This window comes from Candidatus Caldatribacterium saccharofermentans, assembly GCF_050267035.1.
Classification (GTDB): domain Bacteria; phylum Atribacterota; class Atribacteria; order Atribacterales; family Caldatribacteriaceae; genus Caldatribacterium; species Caldatribacterium saccharofermentans.
Genome location: NZ_CP187957.1, coordinates 565,225 through 584,040 on the forward strand (window position 1 = coordinate 565,225; position 18,816 = coordinate 584,040).

Consider the following 18,816-nt stretch of genomic DNA (forward strand, 5'->3'; position numbering starts at 1 on the left):
CCTACATTTCCCTCCCCATGATGACCGCGAGTTTCCGGAGCTCCTTCATGAGCGTGGTGAACTGATCCGGAGTCAGTGACTGGGGACCATCGGAAAGCGCCTCAATGGGATTGGGATGAACCTCAACGATGAGGCCATCAGCACCACAGGCCAGCGCCGCAAGACTCATCGGAATTACAAGGTCACTCCGTCCTGTCCCGTGACTCGGATCCACGATGATGGGAAGGTGGCTCTTCTTCTTCACAAGAGGCACGCAGCTCAAATCAAGGGTGTTCCGGGTTGAGGGCTCAAAGGTCCGGATGCCCCGTTCACAGAGCACCACCTGGTAGTTCCCCTGGGCGAGGATGTATTCTGCAGACATCAAAAGCTCATCCACGGTGTTCATCATGCCCCGCTTCAAAAGCACAGGTTTCCGGAGTCGCCCAACCGCCTCAAGAAGGCGGAAATTCTGCATGTTCCGCGCCCCAATCTGAATCATGTCCGCGTACTCGGCCACAAGAGGAAGCTCCTCAATTCCCAGAGCCTCGGTGACAAAGGGAAGCCCCGTTTCCTCTCTGGCCTTGGCCAGAAGCCGCAGACCCTCTTCCCCAAGCCCCTGGAAACTGTAGGGGGACGTCCTGGGTTTGAAGGCCCCACCGCGGAGAATCTTTGCCCCTGCTTCCTTCACCCGGTGGGCTACCTCAACGATCTGGGCCTCAGATTCAATCGCACAGGGACCGGCCATCACCACGAATCTCCCCGGCCCAATCTCCACATCCCCCACCCGAACCACCGTGTCCGTCTCCCGGAACTCCCGACTCGTGAGCTTGTAGGGAGTGAGGATGGGGATTACCCGCTCCACGAAGGGGAGGACCCCGATTTTCTCCTCCAGGTTCACCCCCCGCTCGTCTCCGATAGCACCGATAATCGTCCGCTCAACCCCCTGGGAGATGTGCACCCCAAATCCCAGGCGCTTCAGTCGCCGCACAACCTCGTCAATTTCCTGCTGCGTCACACCACTTTTTAAGACAATAATCATCCCGCCACCTCTCCCCTCAAACCATGAATGCGATAGAGCTCTCCACAGGCCGCCTGAATATCTCGTCCTCTGGACCTCCTCAGCGTCACCGGTATACCGTGCCTTTGCAGAAGCGCCGCAAAAGCCGCGGCACGCTCCGGCGGAGAAGGCACAAAGGGTGTTCCTTTGATCCGGTTTCCCGGAATGAGATTCACATGGACAAGGAGCCCTTGAAGAAGCCGGGAAAGCTGCAGGGCGTGCACTTTGCCATCGTTTAAGTCCTGCCACAGGGTGTACTCTATGGTGACCCGCCGGCGGGTCAGGCGAAGGTACTCCCGCAAAGCGGCAAGCACCTCCTTTAGAGGATACGTCCTGTTGAGCGGAACGAGGAAGTTCCGCAGGTCATCAGAGGGAGCATGCAGCGACAGCGCGAGGTTCACCTCCGGCCAGTCCCGGGCAAGCTGGAGCATCTTCTCCGGAACCCCCACCGTGGAAACTGTAATCCGGCGCGACCCAATCCCGAAACCTTCGGGACTATTGAAAACCCGAAGAGCCCGGGTGAGCTCTTCATAGTTGAGCAGCGGCTCTCCCATACCCATGAATACCAGATGGGTGATCCTCTCTCTTTCGCTCTGACTCACTCGCCAGGCTCCCTCCACAATTTCATCGGCAGTGAGAGAGCGGCGGAATCCTGCTCTTCCCGTGGCGCAGAACGGACAGCGCACCGGACACCCCACCTGGGTTGAAAGGCACACGGTGTACCATGATCGCTGAGGAATGGCCACAACCTCCACCGAATCCCCCTGAGGGAAGACAAGAAGGAACTTCTTCGTTCCATCAGAAGAGGTCTGGACTTCGGCAATCCGTGTCGTCCCAAGAACAAAAGACGCCGAGAGCCTCTCCCGCAACCCCAGGGGGATATCGCTCATGTCCTGGAACGACGATACCCTTTTCTCATAGACCCACCGGAGAATCTGCCTTGCCCGGTATGAGGGTTCTCCCTCGCGTCCAAGCCAGGACACAAGGTCCTCAGGAAGCATACCAACAATGTTTCTCTTCACGTTCTTCCCCAAAGAGGCAAACTTCTTCGCATCGTAATTTTACAACACTCGCAGATGGTTTAAAATATACCCGGGAAGTCAGTTACCCCAAAGCTCGGGGCTTGCGGCTTGAGGCCGCCTCAGGGCCTACTGACGGAGGCCCATCCGCCAGCGTCTCAAGATAGACCTGACGGATATTGGTTGCGGCGACTATATCTGCATGGCCGACAAAGCCACAGGAGGTGCAACGGAAAAGGTGCCTGTGCCTGTTACTCCGGTTGGTACAGCCACACCTCGGGCAGCGCTGGCTGGTGTGTCTGGGATCTACATAGACTACCCTGATGCCACGTTCGGTAGCCTTGTACTCAATGCATTTGCCCAGTTGCCCGAAAGCCCAGGAGTGCTGAAGGAGACGTTGCTCTTTAGCAGCACGAATTCGCTCCCGGATGTACCGCAGGTCTTCCATGACGATCACATCACCGGGCTTACAGGAATTGACGATAGCTTTGGCGATCCTGTGGTTGAGGTCGGCTATAAAGCGGCGCTTCCTCCCCGAAAGCCGTTGCAAGAGGCGTTTGGCCCCCTTCGTGCCCTTGGCCTGGAGCGCCTGCCGCAACCGGGCGTAGCGTCTGCGGACGTGCATGGCCTGCCGCCCGGAGAACCTCAAGCCACTGGAGGTGGTGGCAAGATTGTAGATACCACGGTCAACGCCGATAACGTTGCCGTTTTGTGGCGGGAGGGGCACTTCCCGGTTCACGACGATGTTGATGGAGAACGCTTTCATGCACCTTCTGTAACAGAGGGTGGCGGAAGTGGGTTTCTGCCCTGTCAGGAGCTCGCGCTGGAAGTTGCCGATGGCAAGGGGAAGCTTGAGCCTACCCGCCACCGTGGAGATGGAGACTTCCCAGCGCTTCTCGTTGAAGGAGAAGGTGCGCTGGTCGAGGCTCATGCTCGTGGGTTTGAACTTCTTAGGTTTGGATGGCTTCAGCTTTTTCCTTGCAGCTTCAGCCACACGGGCGATGGCGCGGATGACGAGGTTAGCCTGCAGGCCGTATCTTTCCTTGATGGTGCGGTAGCAGAGGTGCTGGAGTTTGACCTTGTTGGTGGTGTGGTTTTCTTGAGAGACGCAGAGGACATCGTTGCAGGCGTTGGCAAACCGCCTCAGGGTCTCCAGCAAAACCTCGGCTTGCTCAGGATTAACCTGGAGTTTGCACTTTACTGTTTTGACAAGTTTCACAGTTTCATGTTACGTACCGCTTTTGAAAAAGGTGTCAGCCGCGCCTTCCTCCCCATGCTTGAAGGCATGGGCCCCCGGCGCGGGAAAAGGGACGGTGAAAACGATGGACGAGGAGAAGAAAGTCCAGTTTCAGGCAGAACTTCTGAGGCTTCGGAAAGAGGTCACCGAGGCCCTGGCACGAAAAGCTCAGGACGCACATGGTCGTGTGGGAGGGGAAGCCCTGGATGAAGCCGACATGGGGAATGCCACGTTCTCCATGGAACTTGAACTCTCCTCAAGGAGAATGCTCCTTGAGACCCTTGAGATGATCGACAAAGCCCTCCGAAGAATTGAGGCCGGAACCTACGACACCTGCGAGATCTGCCGGAGGAAAATCCCTCTGGAACGTCTGCAGGCCATTCCTTATACTTCATACTGCGTGGAGTGCCAGGCAAAACAGGAAGCCCAGAGAAAAAAATAAGGGCGAGTGGTCTTTTGTTCTTTTCCACTCGCCCCGCTACACGAACGTTGTGAGTCAAGTGTGTGCCATTTTCCCAAGCATCTCCAATCGTTCCTCCAAAACCAGAGGAATGCTCGAAAAGAGGTCTCTGGGGTACTCCACGCCCCGGTCGAAGACCTGACGGCGGAACTCCACAAGGCGGAAGTACTCCACAAGCCCCTGAACCGCCTCGTCAACGTCAAAGGGCTTGCAGGAGAAGATGTCTACACTCACGTACCGCCGGGCAGGGAAGGTGTGAATGCTGATGTGGCTTTCGGCAATGATGACGATACCAGAGATGCCACTCTCCTCAGGTGTGGCCCCCTGATACCGGAACACATACGGTGGAGTGACCTTGGTCATGCCCATGTACTTCGGGAATTCGTCCAGAAACTTCCTGATACGGTCCACATCTCCGATGATTTCAGGATCCGAGCTCCGACCATCCAGCACAAGGTGCATGCCCACTTCCAGGGTTTCCTTCTCCATCGCGCATCCCTCCCTTCAGAAACTCTCCCAAGGATAAAAGGAAAAATCTACCCCCAGCGCCACCTGGGGATAGATACTCGAGCAAAAACAATGGTCACGGTGCTTCAAGCACCGTGACCATTGTGCTATTCACTTCCCAAAGATAGAAGGAACACCACTTTTCAGCTCACAGCACATCTGGTGCTCCCCCTCTCATGCCAGAACACATGGGGGGCACTCCCGATCGAGGAAGGAGCCATTCCTCAACCGGGCTTTCAGGAGAACAGAACCGGCGTTTTCCAACGCCTCATGGAGCTCCTCTTCCACCCCCTTACGTTTTCGGAGGTTATTATATACCTTTCCCCCAGGATGTCAACGACCTGGGGAGAAATTTCTCGGGTGAGCTGCTCCCGGTCTCAGGGACCGCACTCCCTGAACCTCGAGGATCCTTGCTACCTCAAGGAAAATCCAGGGAACACATCCCGGGACGTCACAGGAACGTTCCACCACCCTCCCCTCCACCCGGACGAGGACACATCCTGTGAAGCTCGCCTCGTAGTAGCCGTCCAGGGTACGTCGAAGGTCCTCTCTCCCCTGGGGAAACTCAAGGTACGCCGTGGACTCGCTTTCCTGCAAAAAGACAAGACAATCCCGAGGATACGAAGCCCCGGGAACCTGTGGACAGGAAAACCGCAGGCACCCCTCAATCACCACCCGTTTCCCCACCCATGCCGGAAGCTCAGAAAGCGCAACAGTAGGAACGGTCTCCCAGGGTCCACACCCAAGGAGTGCCGAAGTGAGAGTCAGCACAAGGAGGACAATCCCGCTGAAACCCCTCATGTCCTTTCCCCTCCTCAGAAAATCAGGGGGTTCGAGAGGGTGTGGCACCCTACACCCTCTCGAACTGGTCTTTACCTACCCCACAGATCGGACAAACCCAGGTCTCGGGAAGATCAGCAAAGCGGGTTCCCGCCGGAATCCCTGAATCGGGGTCTCCAAAACGGGCATCGTAAATATAGCCACAGACCTTGCAACGGTACCGCTCAATCTCCCCAGGCTCTGCCTTTTCTTCCTTGTACGTTGCTGCTTTACGGGGAACTTTACCGCCTTTCACGTCCCGGTAGTACGCGTAGGTCATGGGAATGGCTGAGGGGTTCACGAACTCTGCTTCCACAACTTCCCCAAGAAAGAGGATATGCGTTCCCGCGTCCAGACGGTTGACCACCTTGGCCTCAACATAGGCTACAGTGTGCTCGGAAAGAACGGGCATACCCGTTTTCCCGAAAAAGTAGGGTACCTGGTCGAACTTTCCCGTCTCTCTGCTACTCCGAAAGCCAAAGAGCCCGATGAGCTGGAGTGGTGTATCCTGGTCAAGGACCGACACTGCAAAGTACCCGCTGCGCTCCACGAGTCCACAGGTGGCATTGTCCTTGTGGATGCTCACCACAAGCTGTGGAGGAAAGGCGGTCACCTGCACCAGGGCGTTCACGATACAGCCCCCCAGGCTCTCCCCAGCCCGAGCGGCAACCACGTACATGCCGCAGTTTAGAGAAAAAAGGGCCTCAAGGTTCATTCATGAAAAACCCCCTACATGAGTTCAGCGAGCTTCCTCATAACGTCCTTCGTCTTCTCATAGAGTTCCCGGAAAAGGGCGTAGTACTGATCATAGAGAGCCTTCCTCTCCGGGTCGACCTTGATGATCGGCCGGAAACTCACCCACTCCTTAATCCGTTCGGGTTTATCGATGACCCCGGTTCCGAGCCCTGCAAGGAAGGCATCGCCAAAGGGTGCTTCAACGTCTTTGGAGAGACGCTTCATATCAAAGCCAGTGACGTCGGCAAAAATCTGCACCCAGAACGAGGACCGGGCAACCCCACCGACAATCCAGCATTCAGGATTAAGCTTCATGCCTGTCTTCAGGGCCTCTTCCATGTTGTGCCGGAGAGCGTAGGCTGCCGCCTCAAGCATAGCCTTGTAGACGTGGGCCCGGGTATGGTAAAGAGAAAGTCCAAGGATTGTTCCCCTGGCATCCGGATCCCAGATGGGGGAACGTTCTCCCATGAAGTACGGAAGGACGATGATGCCGTCGCTCCCTGGGGGGATGTCCCGAGCCTGGAGCTCAAGCAGGGTATACGCCGGGATACCGAAATCCTTTTCCGCCTCCTTTTCCAAGCGGCCGAACTGGTCCCGGAACCAGCGAGCCAGAGCCCCGGAAGTTGCGCTCCCACCAAAAGTGTAGATGAGCTGGTCATCGTACACCACATAGGGGAAGCTCACCAAAAAAGGCGTGAGGTACGTTCCGTCGTGAACCGTTCCCCAGCACATTGAGGTCCCTGCCATCGCCACGTGTTCGCCAGGGCCAAGGACACCTGCGGCAAGCTGAGCCACCGGGGCGTCGACACCTCCTGCCACAATGGGCATGCCGCTTAGAAGACCCATCTTTTCGGCAAATTCTTTCTTGAGCTTACCCACGATTTCGGAGGACTTGTAGATTTTCTCCGGAAGCATTCTCCTCGGAATGCCGAGGATTTCACACATCTCATCAGACCAGGTTCTCTTGCGAATATCGAAAACTCCGCCGATGTTCCCCGCCGAGGAGTAGTCGGTGGCCAGCTCTCCAGTGAGGCAGTACACCACGTAGTCCTTGGGGGTGACAAACTGGTAAATCTTTTCCCAGACCTCGGGCTCGTTGTTTCGAATCCACATCATCTTGGTGAAGCCGTAGTAGGAATCCACGTAATTGCCGGTGATACCAAAGATTTTCTCCAGGGGAACATTGTCCTTCACCCACTGGGTTTCCTTCCGGGCCCGACGGTCCATCCAGATGAGGCAGGGGCGGAGTGGCCGAATATCCCTGTCCACCGGAATTCCCGACCCTCCGTAAAGTCCGCTGATGGCAAGACCCGCGATATCCCTGGGGTTCACCTTGGACTTCTCCACGCAGCGGGCCACGGTTTTCACCACGGCGTCAAGCCACACATCAGGCCACTGCTCTGCCCAGGAGGGCCGCGGCGTGATCACGTCGTACTCGACGAAGGCGTCGGCAATGAAATTCCCCTTCTCGTCCACCATGACCGTTTTCGTACCGTTTGTGCCGATATCGGTTCCAAGAAGGTACATACGTTCACCCCCAACCCTAAGGAAAAGTTTGACAATATTGTAACACGCTACTTCGTCTTTTTCTCTCCAGAGGCAAAGTGTAAAAATGTTTCCACTCCGGCAACCGCCGCAGCGGCTTTTGCCTCGACACGGAAAATTTTCTGGAGTTTCTCCTGAAGAGGCTGCTCTTCAGCCATAATGCGCTCCATCTCCGTAAAGAGCGAACTTTCCTCGCTGATAAAGTGCGTGGTGAGCTCTCCACGGCGGAACCGTTCATTGGCCAGGACCGCCTTGTGGAAGGGAATGTTGGTCTTTGGGCCGACAATGATGTACTCGTACAGGGCGCGTTCCATCCTCCTGATGGCCTCTTCCCTGGTCCTTCCCCAGACCACGAGTTTAGAAATCATCGGATCGTAGAAGGGAGGAATGGTATAGGAGGTGAAAACGCCTGAATCCACCCGAACACCAATCCCTCCCGGGGAACGGTATCCGATGAGCTTCCCCGGAGAGGGAGCGAAGTTATTCAGGGGGTCTTCGGCGTTGATACGACACTCAATGGCGTGTCCCCGGAGCACCACGTCCTCCTGACGTATGGACAGAGGTTCTCCCGCAGCGATACGAATCTGCTCCTTCACAATGTCGATACCGGTGACCATCTCGGTGATGGGATGTTCCACCTGGATACGGGTGTTCATCTCGATGAAATAGAAGTTGCCCTCGCTGTAAATGAACTCCACGGTACCGGCATTCACGTAGTTCACCGCTTTTGCTGCCCGAACGGCAAGAGCGCCGATTTTCTGGCGCAGTTCTTCGGTCATGACGGGTGACGGTGCCTCTTCAAGGAGCTTCTGATGCCGTCGCTGGATGGTGCATTCCCGCTCCCCCAGGTGGATGACATTCCCGTAGACATCGGCAAGAATCTGAAACTCGATATGGCGAGGGTTGGACACGTACTTTTCAATGAAGATGCTTGCATCCCCAAAAGCAGAAAGCGCCGTAGCCTTAGCCTGCGCCATTGCCTGCTCGAGCTCCCGGGGAGTGTGGACAATCCGCATGCCGATGCCCCCACCGCCAGCCGCAGCCTTGATAATAACAGGGTACCCTACGCTGTCTGCGATACGCAGCGCCTCTTCGAGGGTCTGCACCTCTCCATCACTTCCCGGCACAACCGGAACGCCTGCTTCCTTCATAATCTTGCGGGCGACAATCTTGTTGCCCATGAGCTCAATAACCCTGCTTGAGGGACCGATGAAGACGATACCCTCCTTTTCACAGGCGTAGGCAAATGAAGGGTTTTCGGCCAGGAAACCATATCCGGGATGGATGGCATCAACTTGGGCTTTCTTGGCAATCTGGATAATCTTTTTGATGTTGAGATACGTATCCCGGGGGTGGTTCCCTTCAAGAGGATACGCCTCATCAGCGTAGTACGTGTGGATAGCATGCCGGTCCACATCAGAGTAAATGGCCACCGATTTTATCCCGAGTTCCCGTAACGCCCGCATGACCCGCACGGCAATTTCAGAACGATTGGCCACGAGAACCTTTCGGAACATAGAAGTTCACTCCACAACCATAATGACATCGCCAAAATCCACAATTTCTGTCTCGTACACGTAAATCTCCTTCACCACACCTTCAAAGTCCGAATGGATTTCCGTTTGCATCTTCATTGCCTCAAGTACGGCAACGGTCTCCCCTTTTTGCACCCGGTCTCCGACCTTCTTTTTAAGCGCTACAATCATCCCCTGCATGGGAGAGGTAATAGCCCCCCTGGGGATTTCCCGGGGTCTTACGGGGGTTTCCCTCTTTTCCTCCTCCACGCGGGTGACCGAAAGCACAGGTCGAACCTTCACGTGGAACTCCTCCCCGTCCACCGTCACCACAAACTCGTCAGGAACGTTGTTGACAGCCACAGTCCCCACCTTTTCCCCGGAAGTCGAAGCAGGAATTTCCTCGGGTACAAGCTCACACCGGAAAAACTTCGCCGCAATTTGTGGATACATGGCGTAGGTGAGGATATCCTCCTCGGAATCTACCGCAAGACCGAGTTCCTGCACTTCCTGCACAATCTTTTCCCATTCAGGCTCCAGGAGGTCAGCGGGGCGCACGTCAATAGGCTTCTCGTCCCCAATGACCTTCTTCAGGACTTCTTCTTTGATTGGGGCAGGAGGCCTTCCGTAATACCCGAGGCAGTACCGCTTCACTTCCTCGGTGACCTTCTTGTACCGCTCGCCCATAAGGACGTTGAGCACCGCCTGAGTTCCCACAATCTGACTTGTCGGCGTCACAAGGGGAGGATACCCCAGATCCTCCCGGACACGGGGAACCTCCTCAAGCACCTCGCGGTAACGATCCACAGCCCGCTGTTCTTTGAGCTGGGAGTAGAGATTGGTAATCATCCCGCCCGGGATCTGGTGGATGAGCACGCTAACATCAGGGCGTTCAGCAACAGGCGTGATGAGTGCCTGGTATTTCTCCCGTACTTTGAGCCAGTAATATCCGATTTCTATGAGCTTTTCTAAATCAAACCCCGGGTCATAGGGTGTTCCCTTGAGGCACGCCACCATGGGTTCAAGCGGTGGCTGCGAAGTCCCTCCAGCAAAAGGGGAAAAGGCACAATCGATGATGTCAACCCCTGCCTGGCAGGCAGCGTAATAACTCACCATACCCATGCCGCTTGTGGAATGGGTGTGGAGGTGTACAGGAACGCGAAGGCTTCTCTTCAAAGCAAGGACAAGGTCATAGGCTGCCTGGGGAGAAATGATTCCCGACATATCCTTGATACAAATGACATCGCACCCAAGCTCCTCGAGTTTCACCGCAAGCTCCACAAAGGACTCAATGGTGTGTACGGGACTTATGGTGTAACATATGGCCCCCTGAACAATGGCTCCTACATCTTTGGCGACCTTTATTGCCAGCTCCATATTCCGGATGTCGTTGAGGGCGTCAAAGATCCGGATGATATCAATGCCGTTCTTGACGCACAGGGGAATGAACCGCTTCACAATATCATCGCTGTAATGGCGATACCCCAGGAGGTTCTGTCCCCGAAGTAGCATCTGCAGAGGCGTCTTCTGCACCCGTTCCCTGATTTTCCGGAGCCGGTCCCAGGGGTCTTCGCAGAGATACCGCATGGCAGCATCAAAGGTCGCTCCACCCCAGCATTCCAGCGAGTAGAACCCGACCTCGTCCATCTTCTCAAGAATCGGTAGCATATCTTCGGTGCGAAGTCGCGTGGCAATAAGCGACTGGTGGGCGTCACGAAGCGTGGTATCCGTGATTTTCACCATGAAGCCTTCCCTCCTCAGAGGGTGATTTTGACTAATTATAGGGAAGGGAGAGGGACAACGCAAGGGTCTCGAAAAGCGGGGCAAATTGCCCCGCTTTTTTCATTTTTCGTGGTTCACATCGGGGAGTTTCCCAGAGAGGTACTGGTCGTAAGCCCCAAGGTCAAGGAACCCATGACCACTGCAGTTGAAGAGGATGACCTTTTCTTCACCCGTTTCGGCGCACTTTTTCGCCTCTTCGACTACTGCCTTAACGGCATGGGCCGTCTCAGGGGCTATCACAAAACCCTCGGTTCGGGCGAAAAGCACCGCCGCCTCGAATACCGCATTCTGGTGGTAAGCCTGGGCCTCGATGAGACCAGCATCGTACAGGAGGCTGATGATGGGGGCCATTCCGTGGTAGCGTAACCCTCCCGCATGGATGGCCGGGGGGATGAACTCGTGACCCAGAGTGTGCATCTTCAAAAGCGGAGTGTTCTTCGCCACATCCCCGTAATCGTACTCGTACCGCCCCCGAAGGAGCGACGAACACGCTACCGGTTCCACGGCAATTCCCCGGAAGTTCTTCTTCCCTTCGAGTTTATCCCGCATAAAGGGCAGGAGGATGCCTCCGAAGTTGCTCCCTCCTCCCACACAGCCCACAATGATATCGGGGTACTCACCGATTTTCTCAAGCTGGAGCTTTGCCTCTTCCCCGATAATGGTCTGGTGGAGGAGCACATGGTTGAGTACACTTCCCAGGCTGTACTTTGAGTGCGGTGTGGTCACCGCATCCTCAATAGCCTCGCTGATGGCAATACCAAGGCTTCCCAGAGAGTTGGGATCTTTCTCGAGAATATCTCGACCGGCTTTGGTGCGAGTGCTGGGGCTTGGGTACACCTTCGCCCCCCAGGTCTCCATGAGAACCCGCCGGTAGGGTTTCTGCTCGTAACTCACCCGCACCATGTACACCGTACATTCCAGACCAAAGAACTGACAGGCCATGGCGAGAGCCGAACCCCACTGTCCTGCGCCGGTTTCTGTCGTCAGGCGTTTTGTGCCGTCTTTTTTGTTGTAATAGGCCTGGGCGACTGCAGTGTTTGGCTTGTGGCTTCCCGCGGGGCTCACTCCCTCATACTTGTAGTAAATCCGCGCCGGTGTGTTCAGGGCCTTCTCCAGCCGGCGAGCTCGCACAAGAGGCGTCGGCCGCCACAGACGGTAGATGTCAAGAACCTCTCCGGGAATATCAATGAAACGACTGGAGCTCACTTCTTGCTCGATAAGGCTTGGCGGGAAAACGGGCGCAAGGTCTTCGGGCTTCACCGGTTCCCTCGTCAGAGGATGGAGCGGCGGATCCAGAGGGCGGGGAAGATCCGGGAGGATGTTGTACCACACAGTGGGCATTTCCCGTTCGCTCAGAAGAACACGGTTCTCGTTCATACTTTTTCCCCCTTTCTTCTATGAGGAGAGCAGTGCTCTATCCTCTGCGAATTTCTTGTGACGCAGCTCGCTGAAACGCTCGAGGAGCTCCTGGATGGTCATCCTCTTCCGCTCCTCACCGAAGATGTCGAGAACCACTTCACCCTCGTCCATCATGAGAGTGCGGTTCCCATACTGGAGGGCATCCTGGAGGTTATGGGTGACCATGATGGCAGTGAGGGCATTCTCCTCAATAAGGCGCGTGGTCAGTTCCATGATTTTCTCCCCCGTTTTGGGGTCGAGGTTTGCCGTGTGCTCGTCAAGAAGGAGGATCTTGGGGTTGCCAAAAGTGGCCATGAGAAGCGCCAGCGCTTGCCTCTGACCTCCAGAGAGAAGGCCAACCCTGTCTTTGAGCCGCCTCTCAAGGCCAAGGCCGATTTCTGCCAGCCGTTCCCGGAAGTACTCCCGCATCTTTTCATTGATAGCCATGCGAATACCCTTCCTCTTCCCCTTAAGGTACGCAATGGCCAGATTCTCCTCAATGGTGAGACTTGAGGCTGTTCCCTGGAAAGTGTTCTGGAAGACCCTGCCAAGGTACTTCGCCCGCTCATAGGCTGGAACGGTAGTCACATCGTGGCCGTCGATGAAGATGCGGCCGCTGTCGGGAAAGTACGTCCCGCTGATGAGGTTGAGGAGCGTCGTTTTCCCCGCACCGTTACTCCCAACCACGGTCACAAACTCTCCCCTCCGCACCTCAAGGCTTAAATTCCGCACCGCCCATCGCTCATCCTGAGTATTCCGGAAAAAGTACTTGTTCACCCGGTCGAGTTTGAGCATAGCTTACGCCTTCCCGAATTTCTCTTTGAGAACTGGAAAAGAAAGGATGATGATGACGAGAATCCCTGTAAAGAGCTTCAGGTCATAGGGCTTGAACCCAATGCTGTAACCCCAGTTCAGGGCCACAGCAGTGGCAAGACGGTACACGACCGACCCCACGATAACCTGCAGGGTCATCACGAAAATTGTTTTCCCCCGCAAGAGCACCTCTCCCACAATGACTGAAGCAAGGCCTGAGATGACCATGCCAATGCCCATGTTGATGTCCACAAAGCTCTGGTACTGGGCAAACATGGCCCCAGAGAGCGCCACCAGAGCGTTAGAAAGGCTGATACCAATGAGCTTCATATCGTCAGGATTAATTCCCTGAGTCGCCACAAGGGTCTCGTTGTCCCCTGTTGCCCGGATGGAAAGGCCGATTTCCGTCTGCAGGAAAGCATCAAGGAGGAACTTCAGAACCACAAGCAGGGCAAAGAGGAAAAGGAAACGGACGTACACCTCGGGAACGGTGGGGAAAGCATCCCGCAGGATCACAAAAATCGTCCGGTGCCCGAGGTTCTCCGAAAGCGAAATATTCGGCCTCCCCATAATCCGAAGGTTTATGGAATACAGGCAAATCATGGTGAGAATACCCGAGAGAAGAGCAGGAATTCGGGAAAAGGTGTGAAGAACGCCGGTGAAAAGCCCCGCTAAAGCCCCGGCTGCAAGGGCACCCACCACACCTGCTATCGGACCATACCCCCGGTACATCATGAGGGCAAAGACCGCTGCCCCAAGAGGGTAACTCCCGTCAACGGTCAGATCAGGAAAGTTCAGACATCGGAAGGTGATGAAAACTCCCAGAGCCAGAATACCAAAAAGTAACCCTTCCTGGACACTGTAAAGGAAGAACTCCCGAATACCACAGGCCCCCTTCCGCAGCCCCGCGTAAGAAGCAGGCCCCCTTACGCGGGGCCTTTCTGTCATTCGACCTTACCGAAGGTAACCTCCACACCCTCCTTTTTCATTTCCTCAACAAACTGCTGCACTTTGACCTCAAGATCTCCCATGGACAGACCCAGAGCATCCACAGTCTTCGGATTCACAAGGAGAGAGAGCTTTTTCGCGAACTCCACCGGAATATCTCCGGGCTTCTCTCCCTTAAGAATCCGGGCCACGATGTCCGCAGTTTGCCTCCCGTGGAGGTAGTAGTCAAACCCAAGGGCACAGAGTGCTCCCTTGCCAATGGTCGTTGGGTCGGCAAGAATCAGGGGGATTTTGTTGGCTAGACACACATTCCCCACCGCATCCAGGGCACTGACCACGGTGTTGTCCGTTGAGACGTAGATGGCGTCGACCTTCCCCACAAGGGATTGGGCAGCTATAGCCACATCGGCCGTGCTCGCTACAGTAGCCTCCACAAGCTCAAGGCCGAGCTCGGCGCAGGCTTTCTTGGCGAGTTCATTGGTGACCACAGAGTTCACTTCTCCCGCGTTGTAGAGCGTCCCAATCCGCTTTGCCTCAGGGAAGAGAAACTTAATGAGCGCAATCTGCCGTGCCACCGGAGTCATATCCGAAATTCCCGTGACGTTACCACCGGGCTTTTCCAGGTCCTTGACGAGTCCAGCACTCACCGGATCGGTTACGGCGGAGAAAACAATGGGGATATCTCTGGTGGCGTTCACCGCCGCCTGCGAGGTCGGTGTGGCGATGGAAACGATGAGGTCCACTTTCTCGGTGACGAACTTCCGGGCGATGGTGTTGGCCGTGGCTACGTCACCCTGAGCAGACTGGGCATCGTACTCGACGTTTTCGCCCTCCACGTACCCGTAGACTTCCTTCATGGCGTCGATGAACCCCTGACGAACGGCGTTGAGCGCTGGATGGTCGACAATCTGCATGATCCCAATCTTCACCTTATCTTGAGCCAGAGCCCCCAGAGACACCCCAAGGACGAAAAGCACAAGCACCACAATGCCTATCTTTCTCATGCTCAACCCCCCTTCAGCGTGTTTTACAAAAAAGCCCCTCGCCGCCAGGGACGAGGGGCAAACTCGCGGTGCCACCCTTCTTGGGCTCATCACCCCACTCTGTTCCTCTATCGGGGAAAACGGCACAGCCTACTATCCTTCGGCCTGCTCCTCAGGGGCCCATTCATCTCCATCTCCCTGCCGGGCTTCCACCTTCCCCCGACTCTCTTTGAGGGAGACCCGGAGACTACTCTTCCCCTTCCCAGGATTTCCTCTTGACCTTTCTCTGAGCTATCTTTATTATACGCAGAAAAAGAGAGAAGTAAACCATGGAGCTTGGAATATGTTTCATTCCCACCCGTTTTGGTTTTGCCCTTCTTGGCTGGCGGGAAAGCCTCACGCATTTCGTCCTACCCCAGAGGACAAAGGAAGAAGCCCTGAGGCACCTTGCCCGCTACGGAGTGACGCTGAAAAGCCTCACTACCGGCACACCGCCCTTCCCCGAGGTCACTTCCCGGGTCCAGGCATACTTTGAGGGGCAACGCGTGAGTTTCCCGTACCCTTTTGATCTCGGACACCTCTCCCCCTTCACCAGGAGAGTCCTTGAAGCCGTTGCCTCCATTCCTTACGGGACCCTGGTCACCTACAGGGACCTTGCAGAAACAATCGCCCTCCCCCGGGCCACAAGAGCCGTGGGAAGGGCGGTGGGAAAAAACCCGCTGCCTCTTTTCATCCCCTGCCACCGGGTGGTGGGGAAATCCTCCCCTGGAGGGTTTTCGGGGTACGGGCTTCGGTACAAAATCCTTCTTCTCTCACTGGAGCTTCTGGGAAGCAGCCCGGACAGGAACAGTCCCTTCTAAGAACGCGCTCACCTTTTTGTAAAGTAGCAGGGTCACCGTGGCATTCAGAGCTCCCTTGAGGAGATTGAAGGGCACCACAACCGGGAGAATCATTCCAAGGACCGTGCTCCTTGGTACCCCAAGGTAGATGGGGGTCACGACGAGGTTGGCAAAAGCCATGACCCCGGTCATGATGAAAAGCCCGGCCAGAAGGCCAAAAAAGGCCCCCCGGAGGGTTCGATGCCGCCTGTACAGAAGTCCTGCCACTCCTACAAAGGTTCCGCAGGCCAGAAAGTACATGAGCATACCCCAGGGACCGCCCTGCCCGGTGAGGAGGGCAAAAAGCACTGCCACAATGGCTGCGGCAAAAAGCCCTGCCCCCGGACCAAACTTCAGGCTCACCATGAGAATGGGGATGTCCCCTGGCCGGTAGAGCAAAAACGACGCCGAAGGAATCAGGGGGAAGTGAACAAAAAGGTCGAGAACAAGCGAAAGCGCAGCAAAAGCCCCAGCGTAGATGAAGTACTTCTTCACGGTGCAACCTCCCTTTCTCCTTCCCAGGGCAAACAAAAAACCCTGAAAGCTCTTTCGCCTTCAGGGCTTGAGGGTAACCGGAAAAACTTCTTCTCCCATCCGGACTGTACCGTCGGCCCCGGATTTCCACCGGATCAACCCCTCTTTGCCGAAGAGGGGCTCGCGGGCTTGAGGCTTTCGCCTCTCACCGCCGGTCGGGAATTGGGTTTCCCCTCACCCTGCCCTGAAGAAGTTTTTGTTTTCAAAAATTATACCCCGGGCAGGCGAGAGGGTCAACCTTTACTGGGTGTTCCCTTCAGAAAGAACCCAAAAGGAGCTCGTCCACCATGGCCTCGAGGGCAAACGGAACGGTCATTACCCCTCATAGAGGAAAACCCGTACCTTTTCCTCCGTCACCAGTCCCTCTTTCACTGCCTCATCGATGATGGGCTTGATACGTTCAATCTTCTCCCTGGTGTCCACGACCTCAATGACGATTGGAAGGTCCGTGGAGAGGCGGAGAATTGAGGTTGCCTGGAGCACGCTCTTTTTTCCGAATCCTGCGATACCGCGAAAAACCGTTGCCCCGCTCAGGCCCTCCTTCCGGAACATCTCAAGGAGGTACTGGTAGAGAGGCTTTCCCCTGTACCTATCCGATTCCCCGATGAAAATCCGTAAAAGGACCGCCTCTTCTTCCCGCTTCATGGCTTAATGGAAAAACACGCCTGCCAGAACTTTCCCAAGCACCACCGCACCAAGACCCAGGACGACGTTGCCAAAGAGGTTGAGGAAAAAGAGCGAGAGCTCCCCTTCCTCAAAAAGCCGCAGGGATTCGTACTCCAGCGAAGAAAAAGTGGTGAAGGCTCCGAGAACCCCGATGGTGAGGAAAACACGGAGTTCGCGATCGACGAAACCACCGTACTCGACGGCATACATAATGAAGCCCAGAAAGAAACTTCCCAGGACATTGATGAGGAAAGTCCCAAGGGGAAAGGTCAGGATGTTCTTCTGCACCCACCATCCCACGCTGAAACGGAGCACAGCCCCCAGCGCTCCGCCAAGACCAACAAGGAGAAGGTCTTTCAACGGTACTCCCCTTTCTGGAAGACTCCACCCCAGAGGTGGAAGAGTATTATACCACGCAAGGCAAAGGAGTAGTACAATGACAGAAGACAAAAATCAAAAGGAGTGAACAGGGTGAAGGACACCTTTGTCCTTGGTATCGACCTCGGTACCCAGGGAGTCCGGGCCATGGTGGCGAACCTCCGGGGAGAGGTCATCGTGGAAGAAAAAGAAGATATCCGGTTTTCCCTCCAGGAAGGACGACGTTTCGAACAGGACCCCAGAGAGTGGTGGGAGAAAACAGAGCGATGCGTCGCAAAAACCCTTGCCGCCTTCAGTGCCCTTGGCTATCCCCTCACATCCCTCAGGGCCATCTCCTGTGACTCGACTTCGGGGACCGTCGTTCCCGTCGATGCCCAGGGTCAGCCGCTCATGCACGCCCTCATGTACAACGATTCCCGAGCCCAGGAAGAGGCTCACATCGTGAACGAAGCGGCACAGGACTTCACCGAACGTCTGGGGTATCGCTTCGACCCCTCCTTCGCCCTCTGCAAGGTCCTCTGGCTCAAACGGAACCTCCCCGAAATTTTCGAGAAAGCCGCGTATTTCCTCCACCCCACGGATTACCTTGTGGGGCACCTCACCGGAGTTTTCGGGATATCGGACATCTCGAACACCCTGAAAATGGGCTACGACCTCATGGAGAAACGGTGGCCTTCCTTCATTGAGGAGAAGCTCGGTATTCCTCTCCAAAAACTCCCCAAAGTGGTGAAAAGCGGGGAGGTCATTGGTACGCTTTCTCTCTCCCTTGCCAGAACATGGGGCCTCTCTCCCCAGACGTTTGTCGTTTCCGGAGCAACGGATGGAACAGCAGCATTCTACGCCTCGGGAGCCACAAGACCGGGGGATGTTTCCTCAACGCTTGGCACCACCCTTGTGGTGCGAAGCATCTCCGAGCACCATGTGAAGGATCCTCTGGGACGCGTGTACTGCCACCTCCATCCTGAGGGTTTCTGGCTCCCCGGAGGAGCCTCCAACACCGGAGGAGAGTGCCTCACCCACTTCTTCCCTGAAGCGAACCTTGCCGAATGGGACGAAAGGGTTGCCCTTCTCTCCCTTCCCACAGGCCTTATCGTGTACCCCATGGTCCGTAAAGGAGAACGCTTCCCCTTCGCCCACCCGGAGGCAGAGTTTTTCTCCCTGGGGGAACGGAAAGATGACCTCGAATTCTACGCTGCTTGTCTTGAGGGCGTGGGGTACGTGGAACGCTACGGGTTCGAGCTCCTCGAGCGTCTTGGAGCCACCCGAATCCAGCGAGTGTTCGTCTCCGGAAGCGGGGCAAAAAGCCCCATATGGCGGAAGATACGGGCGAACATCCTGGGGCTTCCTCTTTACCTCCCCAGGTTCCCCGACGCTGCTTTAGGAGCCTGTATCATGGCAGCCTGCCCGCTTTTTGGAGGGATATCTCAGGCAGCACAGAACATGGTCCACGTGGTGGCGCAGGAAGAGCCCGATCCTGCACTCTCGGTCCTCTACGGAGAGAAATACCAGCGCTTTGTGGAAGAGTGCGCAAAGCGAGGATATATCAAAAGCACCTGACCCCGAG

The 18,816-nt window shown here is 55.8% G+C and carries 19 protein-coding genes, 1 riboswitch and 1 other annotated feature; of the genes, 3 read left to right on the forward strand and 16 right to left on the reverse strand.

Annotation, left to right across the window (positions count from 1 at the left end):
* Position 1: 1 nt before the first annotated feature.
* From aroF to ACPT9Q_RS02950, 3 genes are all read right to left on the reverse strand, one after another.
* Complete coding sequence (gene aroF, locus ACPT9Q_RS02940) at positions 2-1,018, reverse strand: 3-deoxy-7-phosphoheptulonate synthase (protein ID WP_427366251.1); 1,017 nt, start codon at positions 1,016-1,018, stop codon at positions 2-4.
* The gene (gene rlmN / locus ACPT9Q_RS02945) at positions 1,015-2,058 is read right to left on the reverse strand and encodes a 23S rRNA (adenine(2503)-C(2))-methyltransferase RlmN (RefSeq protein WP_026137173.1); all 1,044 of its coding nucleotides are present in this window, start codon (positions 2,056-2,058) and stop codon (positions 1,015-1,017) included. The genes aroF and rlmN overlap by 4 nt, the downstream gene beginning before the upstream one ends.
* An 82-nt stretch (positions 2,059-2,140) precedes the next feature.
* Entirely contained in the window at positions 2,141-3,214 is a 1,074-nt protein-coding gene (locus tag ACPT9Q_RS02950; RefSeq protein ID WP_427366253.1) for an RNA-guided endonuclease TnpB family protein, read from the reverse strand.
* A 163-nt stretch (positions 3,215-3,377) separates the two neighbouring features.
* Here ACPT9Q_RS02950 and ACPT9Q_RS02955 point away from each other — a divergent pair, with 163 nt between their 5' ends.
* Positions 3,378-3,734: a TraR/DksA C4-type zinc finger protein gene (locus ACPT9Q_RS02955; RefSeq protein WP_017872157.1), complete on the forward strand. Its 357-nt coding sequence runs from the start codon at positions 3,378-3,380 to the stop codon at positions 3,732-3,734.
* Positions 3,735-3,788: 54 nt separating this feature from the next.
* Here the strand turns inward: ACPT9Q_RS02955 and speD are convergent, their stop codons facing one another.
* From speD to ACPT9Q_RS03005, 10 genes are all read right to left on the reverse strand, one after another.
* Positions 3,789-4,241 carry an S-adenosylmethionine decarboxylase gene (gene speD / locus ACPT9Q_RS02960; RefSeq protein WP_017872158.1) on the reverse strand — a complete coding sequence of 151 codons (453 nt, stop codon included), beginning with the start codon at positions 4,239-4,241 and terminating at the stop codon, positions 3,789-3,791.
* A 351-nt stretch (positions 4,242-4,592) separates the two neighbouring features.
* On the reverse strand, positions 4,593-5,060 hold the full coding sequence (locus ACPT9Q_RS02965; RefSeq protein ID WP_017872160.1) for a hypothetical protein: 468 nt from the start codon (positions 5,058-5,060) through the stop codon (positions 4,593-4,595).
* Positions 5,061-5,109: 49 nt separating this feature from the next.
* Positions 5,110-5,793, reverse strand: coding sequence for a flavin reductase (locus ACPT9Q_RS02970; protein ID WP_017872161.1), 684 nt, complete (start codon positions 5,791-5,793; stop codon positions 5,110-5,112).
* A gap of 14 nt (positions 5,794-5,807) precedes the next feature.
* On the reverse strand, positions 5,808-7,340 hold the full coding sequence (locus ACPT9Q_RS02975; protein ID WP_017872162.1) for an FGGY family carbohydrate kinase: 1,533 nt from the start codon (positions 7,338-7,340) through the stop codon (positions 5,808-5,810).
* 47 nt (positions 7,341-7,387) lie between these two features.
* Positions 7,388-8,875 (reverse strand): acetyl-CoA carboxylase biotin carboxylase subunit, encoded by a 1,488-nt coding sequence (locus ACPT9Q_RS02980; protein WP_427366256.1) that lies wholly within the window; start codon positions 8,873-8,875, stop codon positions 7,388-7,390.
* 6 nt (positions 8,876-8,881) lie between these two features.
* Entirely contained in the window at positions 8,882-10,615 is a 1,734-nt protein-coding gene (oadA, locus tag ACPT9Q_RS02985; RefSeq protein WP_017872164.1) for a sodium-extruding oxaloacetate decarboxylase subunit alpha, read from the reverse strand.
* A 99-nt stretch (positions 10,616-10,714) separates the two neighbouring features.
* Entirely contained in the window at positions 10,715-12,031 is a 1,317-nt protein-coding gene (locus tag ACPT9Q_RS02990) for a TrpB-like pyridoxal phosphate-dependent enzyme (protein WP_017872165.1), read from the reverse strand.
* An 18-nt stretch (positions 12,032-12,049) separates the two neighbouring features.
* Positions 12,050-12,847, reverse strand: a complete 798-nt coding sequence (locus ACPT9Q_RS02995; RefSeq protein ID WP_017872166.1) for an ATP-binding cassette domain-containing protein — start codon at positions 12,845-12,847, stop codon at positions 12,050-12,052.
* A 3-nt stretch (positions 12,848-12,850) separates the two neighbouring features.
* Entirely contained in the window at positions 12,851-13,813 is a 963-nt protein-coding gene (locus ACPT9Q_RS03000) for an ABC transporter permease (protein ID WP_427366258.1), read from the reverse strand.
* Entirely contained in the window at positions 13,810-14,817 is a 1,008-nt protein-coding gene (locus tag ACPT9Q_RS03005) for an ABC transporter substrate binding protein (RefSeq protein WP_017872168.1), read from the reverse strand. Before ACPT9Q_RS03005 ends, ACPT9Q_RS03000 begins: the two co-directional genes overlap by 4 nt.
* 43 nt (positions 14,818-14,860) lie before the next feature.
* Positions 14,861-15,069 (reverse strand) — a binding site (T-box leader).
* Positions 15,070-15,125: 56 nt separating this feature from the next.
* Here ACPT9Q_RS03005 and ACPT9Q_RS03010 point away from each other — a divergent pair.
* Entirely contained in the window at positions 15,126-15,656 is a 531-nt protein-coding gene (locus ACPT9Q_RS03010; RefSeq protein ID WP_427366260.1) for a methylated-DNA--[protein]-cysteine S-methyltransferase, read from the forward strand.
* Here ACPT9Q_RS03010 and ACPT9Q_RS03015 read toward each other — a convergent pair.
* The 3 genes from ACPT9Q_RS03015 to crcB form a co-directional block, all read right to left on the reverse strand.
* On the reverse strand, positions 15,609-16,169 hold the full coding sequence (locus ACPT9Q_RS03015; RefSeq protein ID WP_427366262.1) for an ECF transporter S component: 561 nt from the start codon (positions 16,167-16,169) through the stop codon (positions 15,609-15,611). The two genes, ACPT9Q_RS03010 and ACPT9Q_RS03015, sit on opposite strands and share 48 nt — an antisense overlap.
* Positions 16,170-16,252: 83 nt before the next feature.
* Positions 16,253-16,404: riboswitch (FMN riboswitch) on the reverse strand.
* Positions 16,405-16,523: 119 nt separating this feature from the next.
* Positions 16,524-16,853: a DUF190 domain-containing protein gene (locus tag ACPT9Q_RS03020; RefSeq protein ID WP_017872172.1), complete on the reverse strand. Its 330-nt coding sequence runs from the start codon at positions 16,851-16,853 to the stop codon at positions 16,524-16,526.
* A 3-nt stretch (positions 16,854-16,856) separates the two neighbouring features.
* Entirely contained in the window at positions 16,857-17,234 is a 378-nt protein-coding gene (gene crcB / locus ACPT9Q_RS03025; RefSeq protein WP_017872173.1) for a fluoride efflux transporter CrcB, read from the reverse strand.
* Between the two features lie 111 nt (positions 17,235-17,345).
* On the opposite strand from crcB, the gene ACPT9Q_RS03030 reads away from it, so the two are divergent.
* Positions 17,346-18,809, forward strand: coding sequence for an FGGY-family carbohydrate kinase (locus ACPT9Q_RS03030; RefSeq protein ID WP_427366264.1), 1,464 nt, complete (start codon positions 17,346-17,348; stop codon positions 18,807-18,809).
* Positions 18,810-18,816: the final 7 nt, after the last annotated feature.

Excerpts from the sequence above, each read along its gene's own strand:
- aroF (WP_427366251.1), bottom strand. The coding sequence starts at position 1,018 with ATGATTATTGTCTTAAAAAGTGGTGTGACGCAGCAGGAAATTGACGAG.
- ACPT9Q_RS02955 (WP_017872157.1), top strand. The coding sequence starts at position 3,378 with ATGGACGAGGAGAAGAAAGTCCAGTTTCAGGCAGAACTTCTGAGGCTT.
- speD (WP_017872158.1), bottom strand. The coding sequence starts at position 4,241 with ATGGAGAAGGAAACCCTGGAAGTGGGCATGCACCTTGTGCTGGATGGT.
- ACPT9Q_RS02965 (WP_017872160.1), bottom strand. The coding sequence starts at position 5,060 with ATGAGGGGTTTCAGCGGGATTGTCCTCCTTGTGCTGACTCTCACTTCG.
- ACPT9Q_RS02970 (WP_017872161.1), bottom strand. The coding sequence starts at position 5,793 with ATGAACCTTGAGGCCCTTTTTTCTCTAAACTGCGGCATGTACGTGGTT.
- ACPT9Q_RS02975 (WP_017872162.1), bottom strand. The coding sequence starts at position 7,340 with ATGTACCTTCTTGGAACCGATATCGGCACAAACGGTACGAAAACGGTC.
- ACPT9Q_RS02980 (WP_427366256.1), bottom strand. The coding sequence starts at position 8,875 with ATGTTCCGAAAGGTTCTCGTGGCCAATCGTTCTGAAATTGCCGTGCGG.
- oadA (WP_017872164.1), bottom strand. The coding sequence starts at position 10,615 with ATGGTGAAAATCACGGATACCACGCTTCGTGACGCCCACCAGTCGCTT.
- ACPT9Q_RS02990 (WP_017872165.1), bottom strand. The coding sequence starts at position 12,031 with ATGAACGAGAACCGTGTTCTTCTGAGCGAACGGGAAATGCCCACTGTG.
- ACPT9Q_RS02995 (WP_017872166.1), bottom strand. The coding sequence starts at position 12,847 with ATGCTCAAACTCGACCGGGTGAACAAGTACTTTTTCCGGAATACTCAG.
- ACPT9Q_RS03000 (WP_427366258.1), bottom strand. The coding sequence starts at position 13,813 with ATGACAGAAAGGCCCCGCGTAAGGGGGCCTGCTTCTTACGCGGGGCTG.
- ACPT9Q_RS03005 (WP_017872168.1), bottom strand. The coding sequence starts at position 14,817 with ATGAGAAAGATAGGCATTGTGGTGCTTGTGCTTTTCGTCCTTGGGGTG.
- ACPT9Q_RS03010 (WP_427366260.1), top strand. The coding sequence starts at position 15,126 with ATGGAGCTTGGAATATGTTTCATTCCCACCCGTTTTGGTTTTGCCCTT.
- ACPT9Q_RS03020 (WP_017872172.1), bottom strand. The coding sequence starts at position 16,853 with ATGAAGCGGGAAGAAGAGGCGGTCCTTTTACGGATTTTCATCGGGGAA.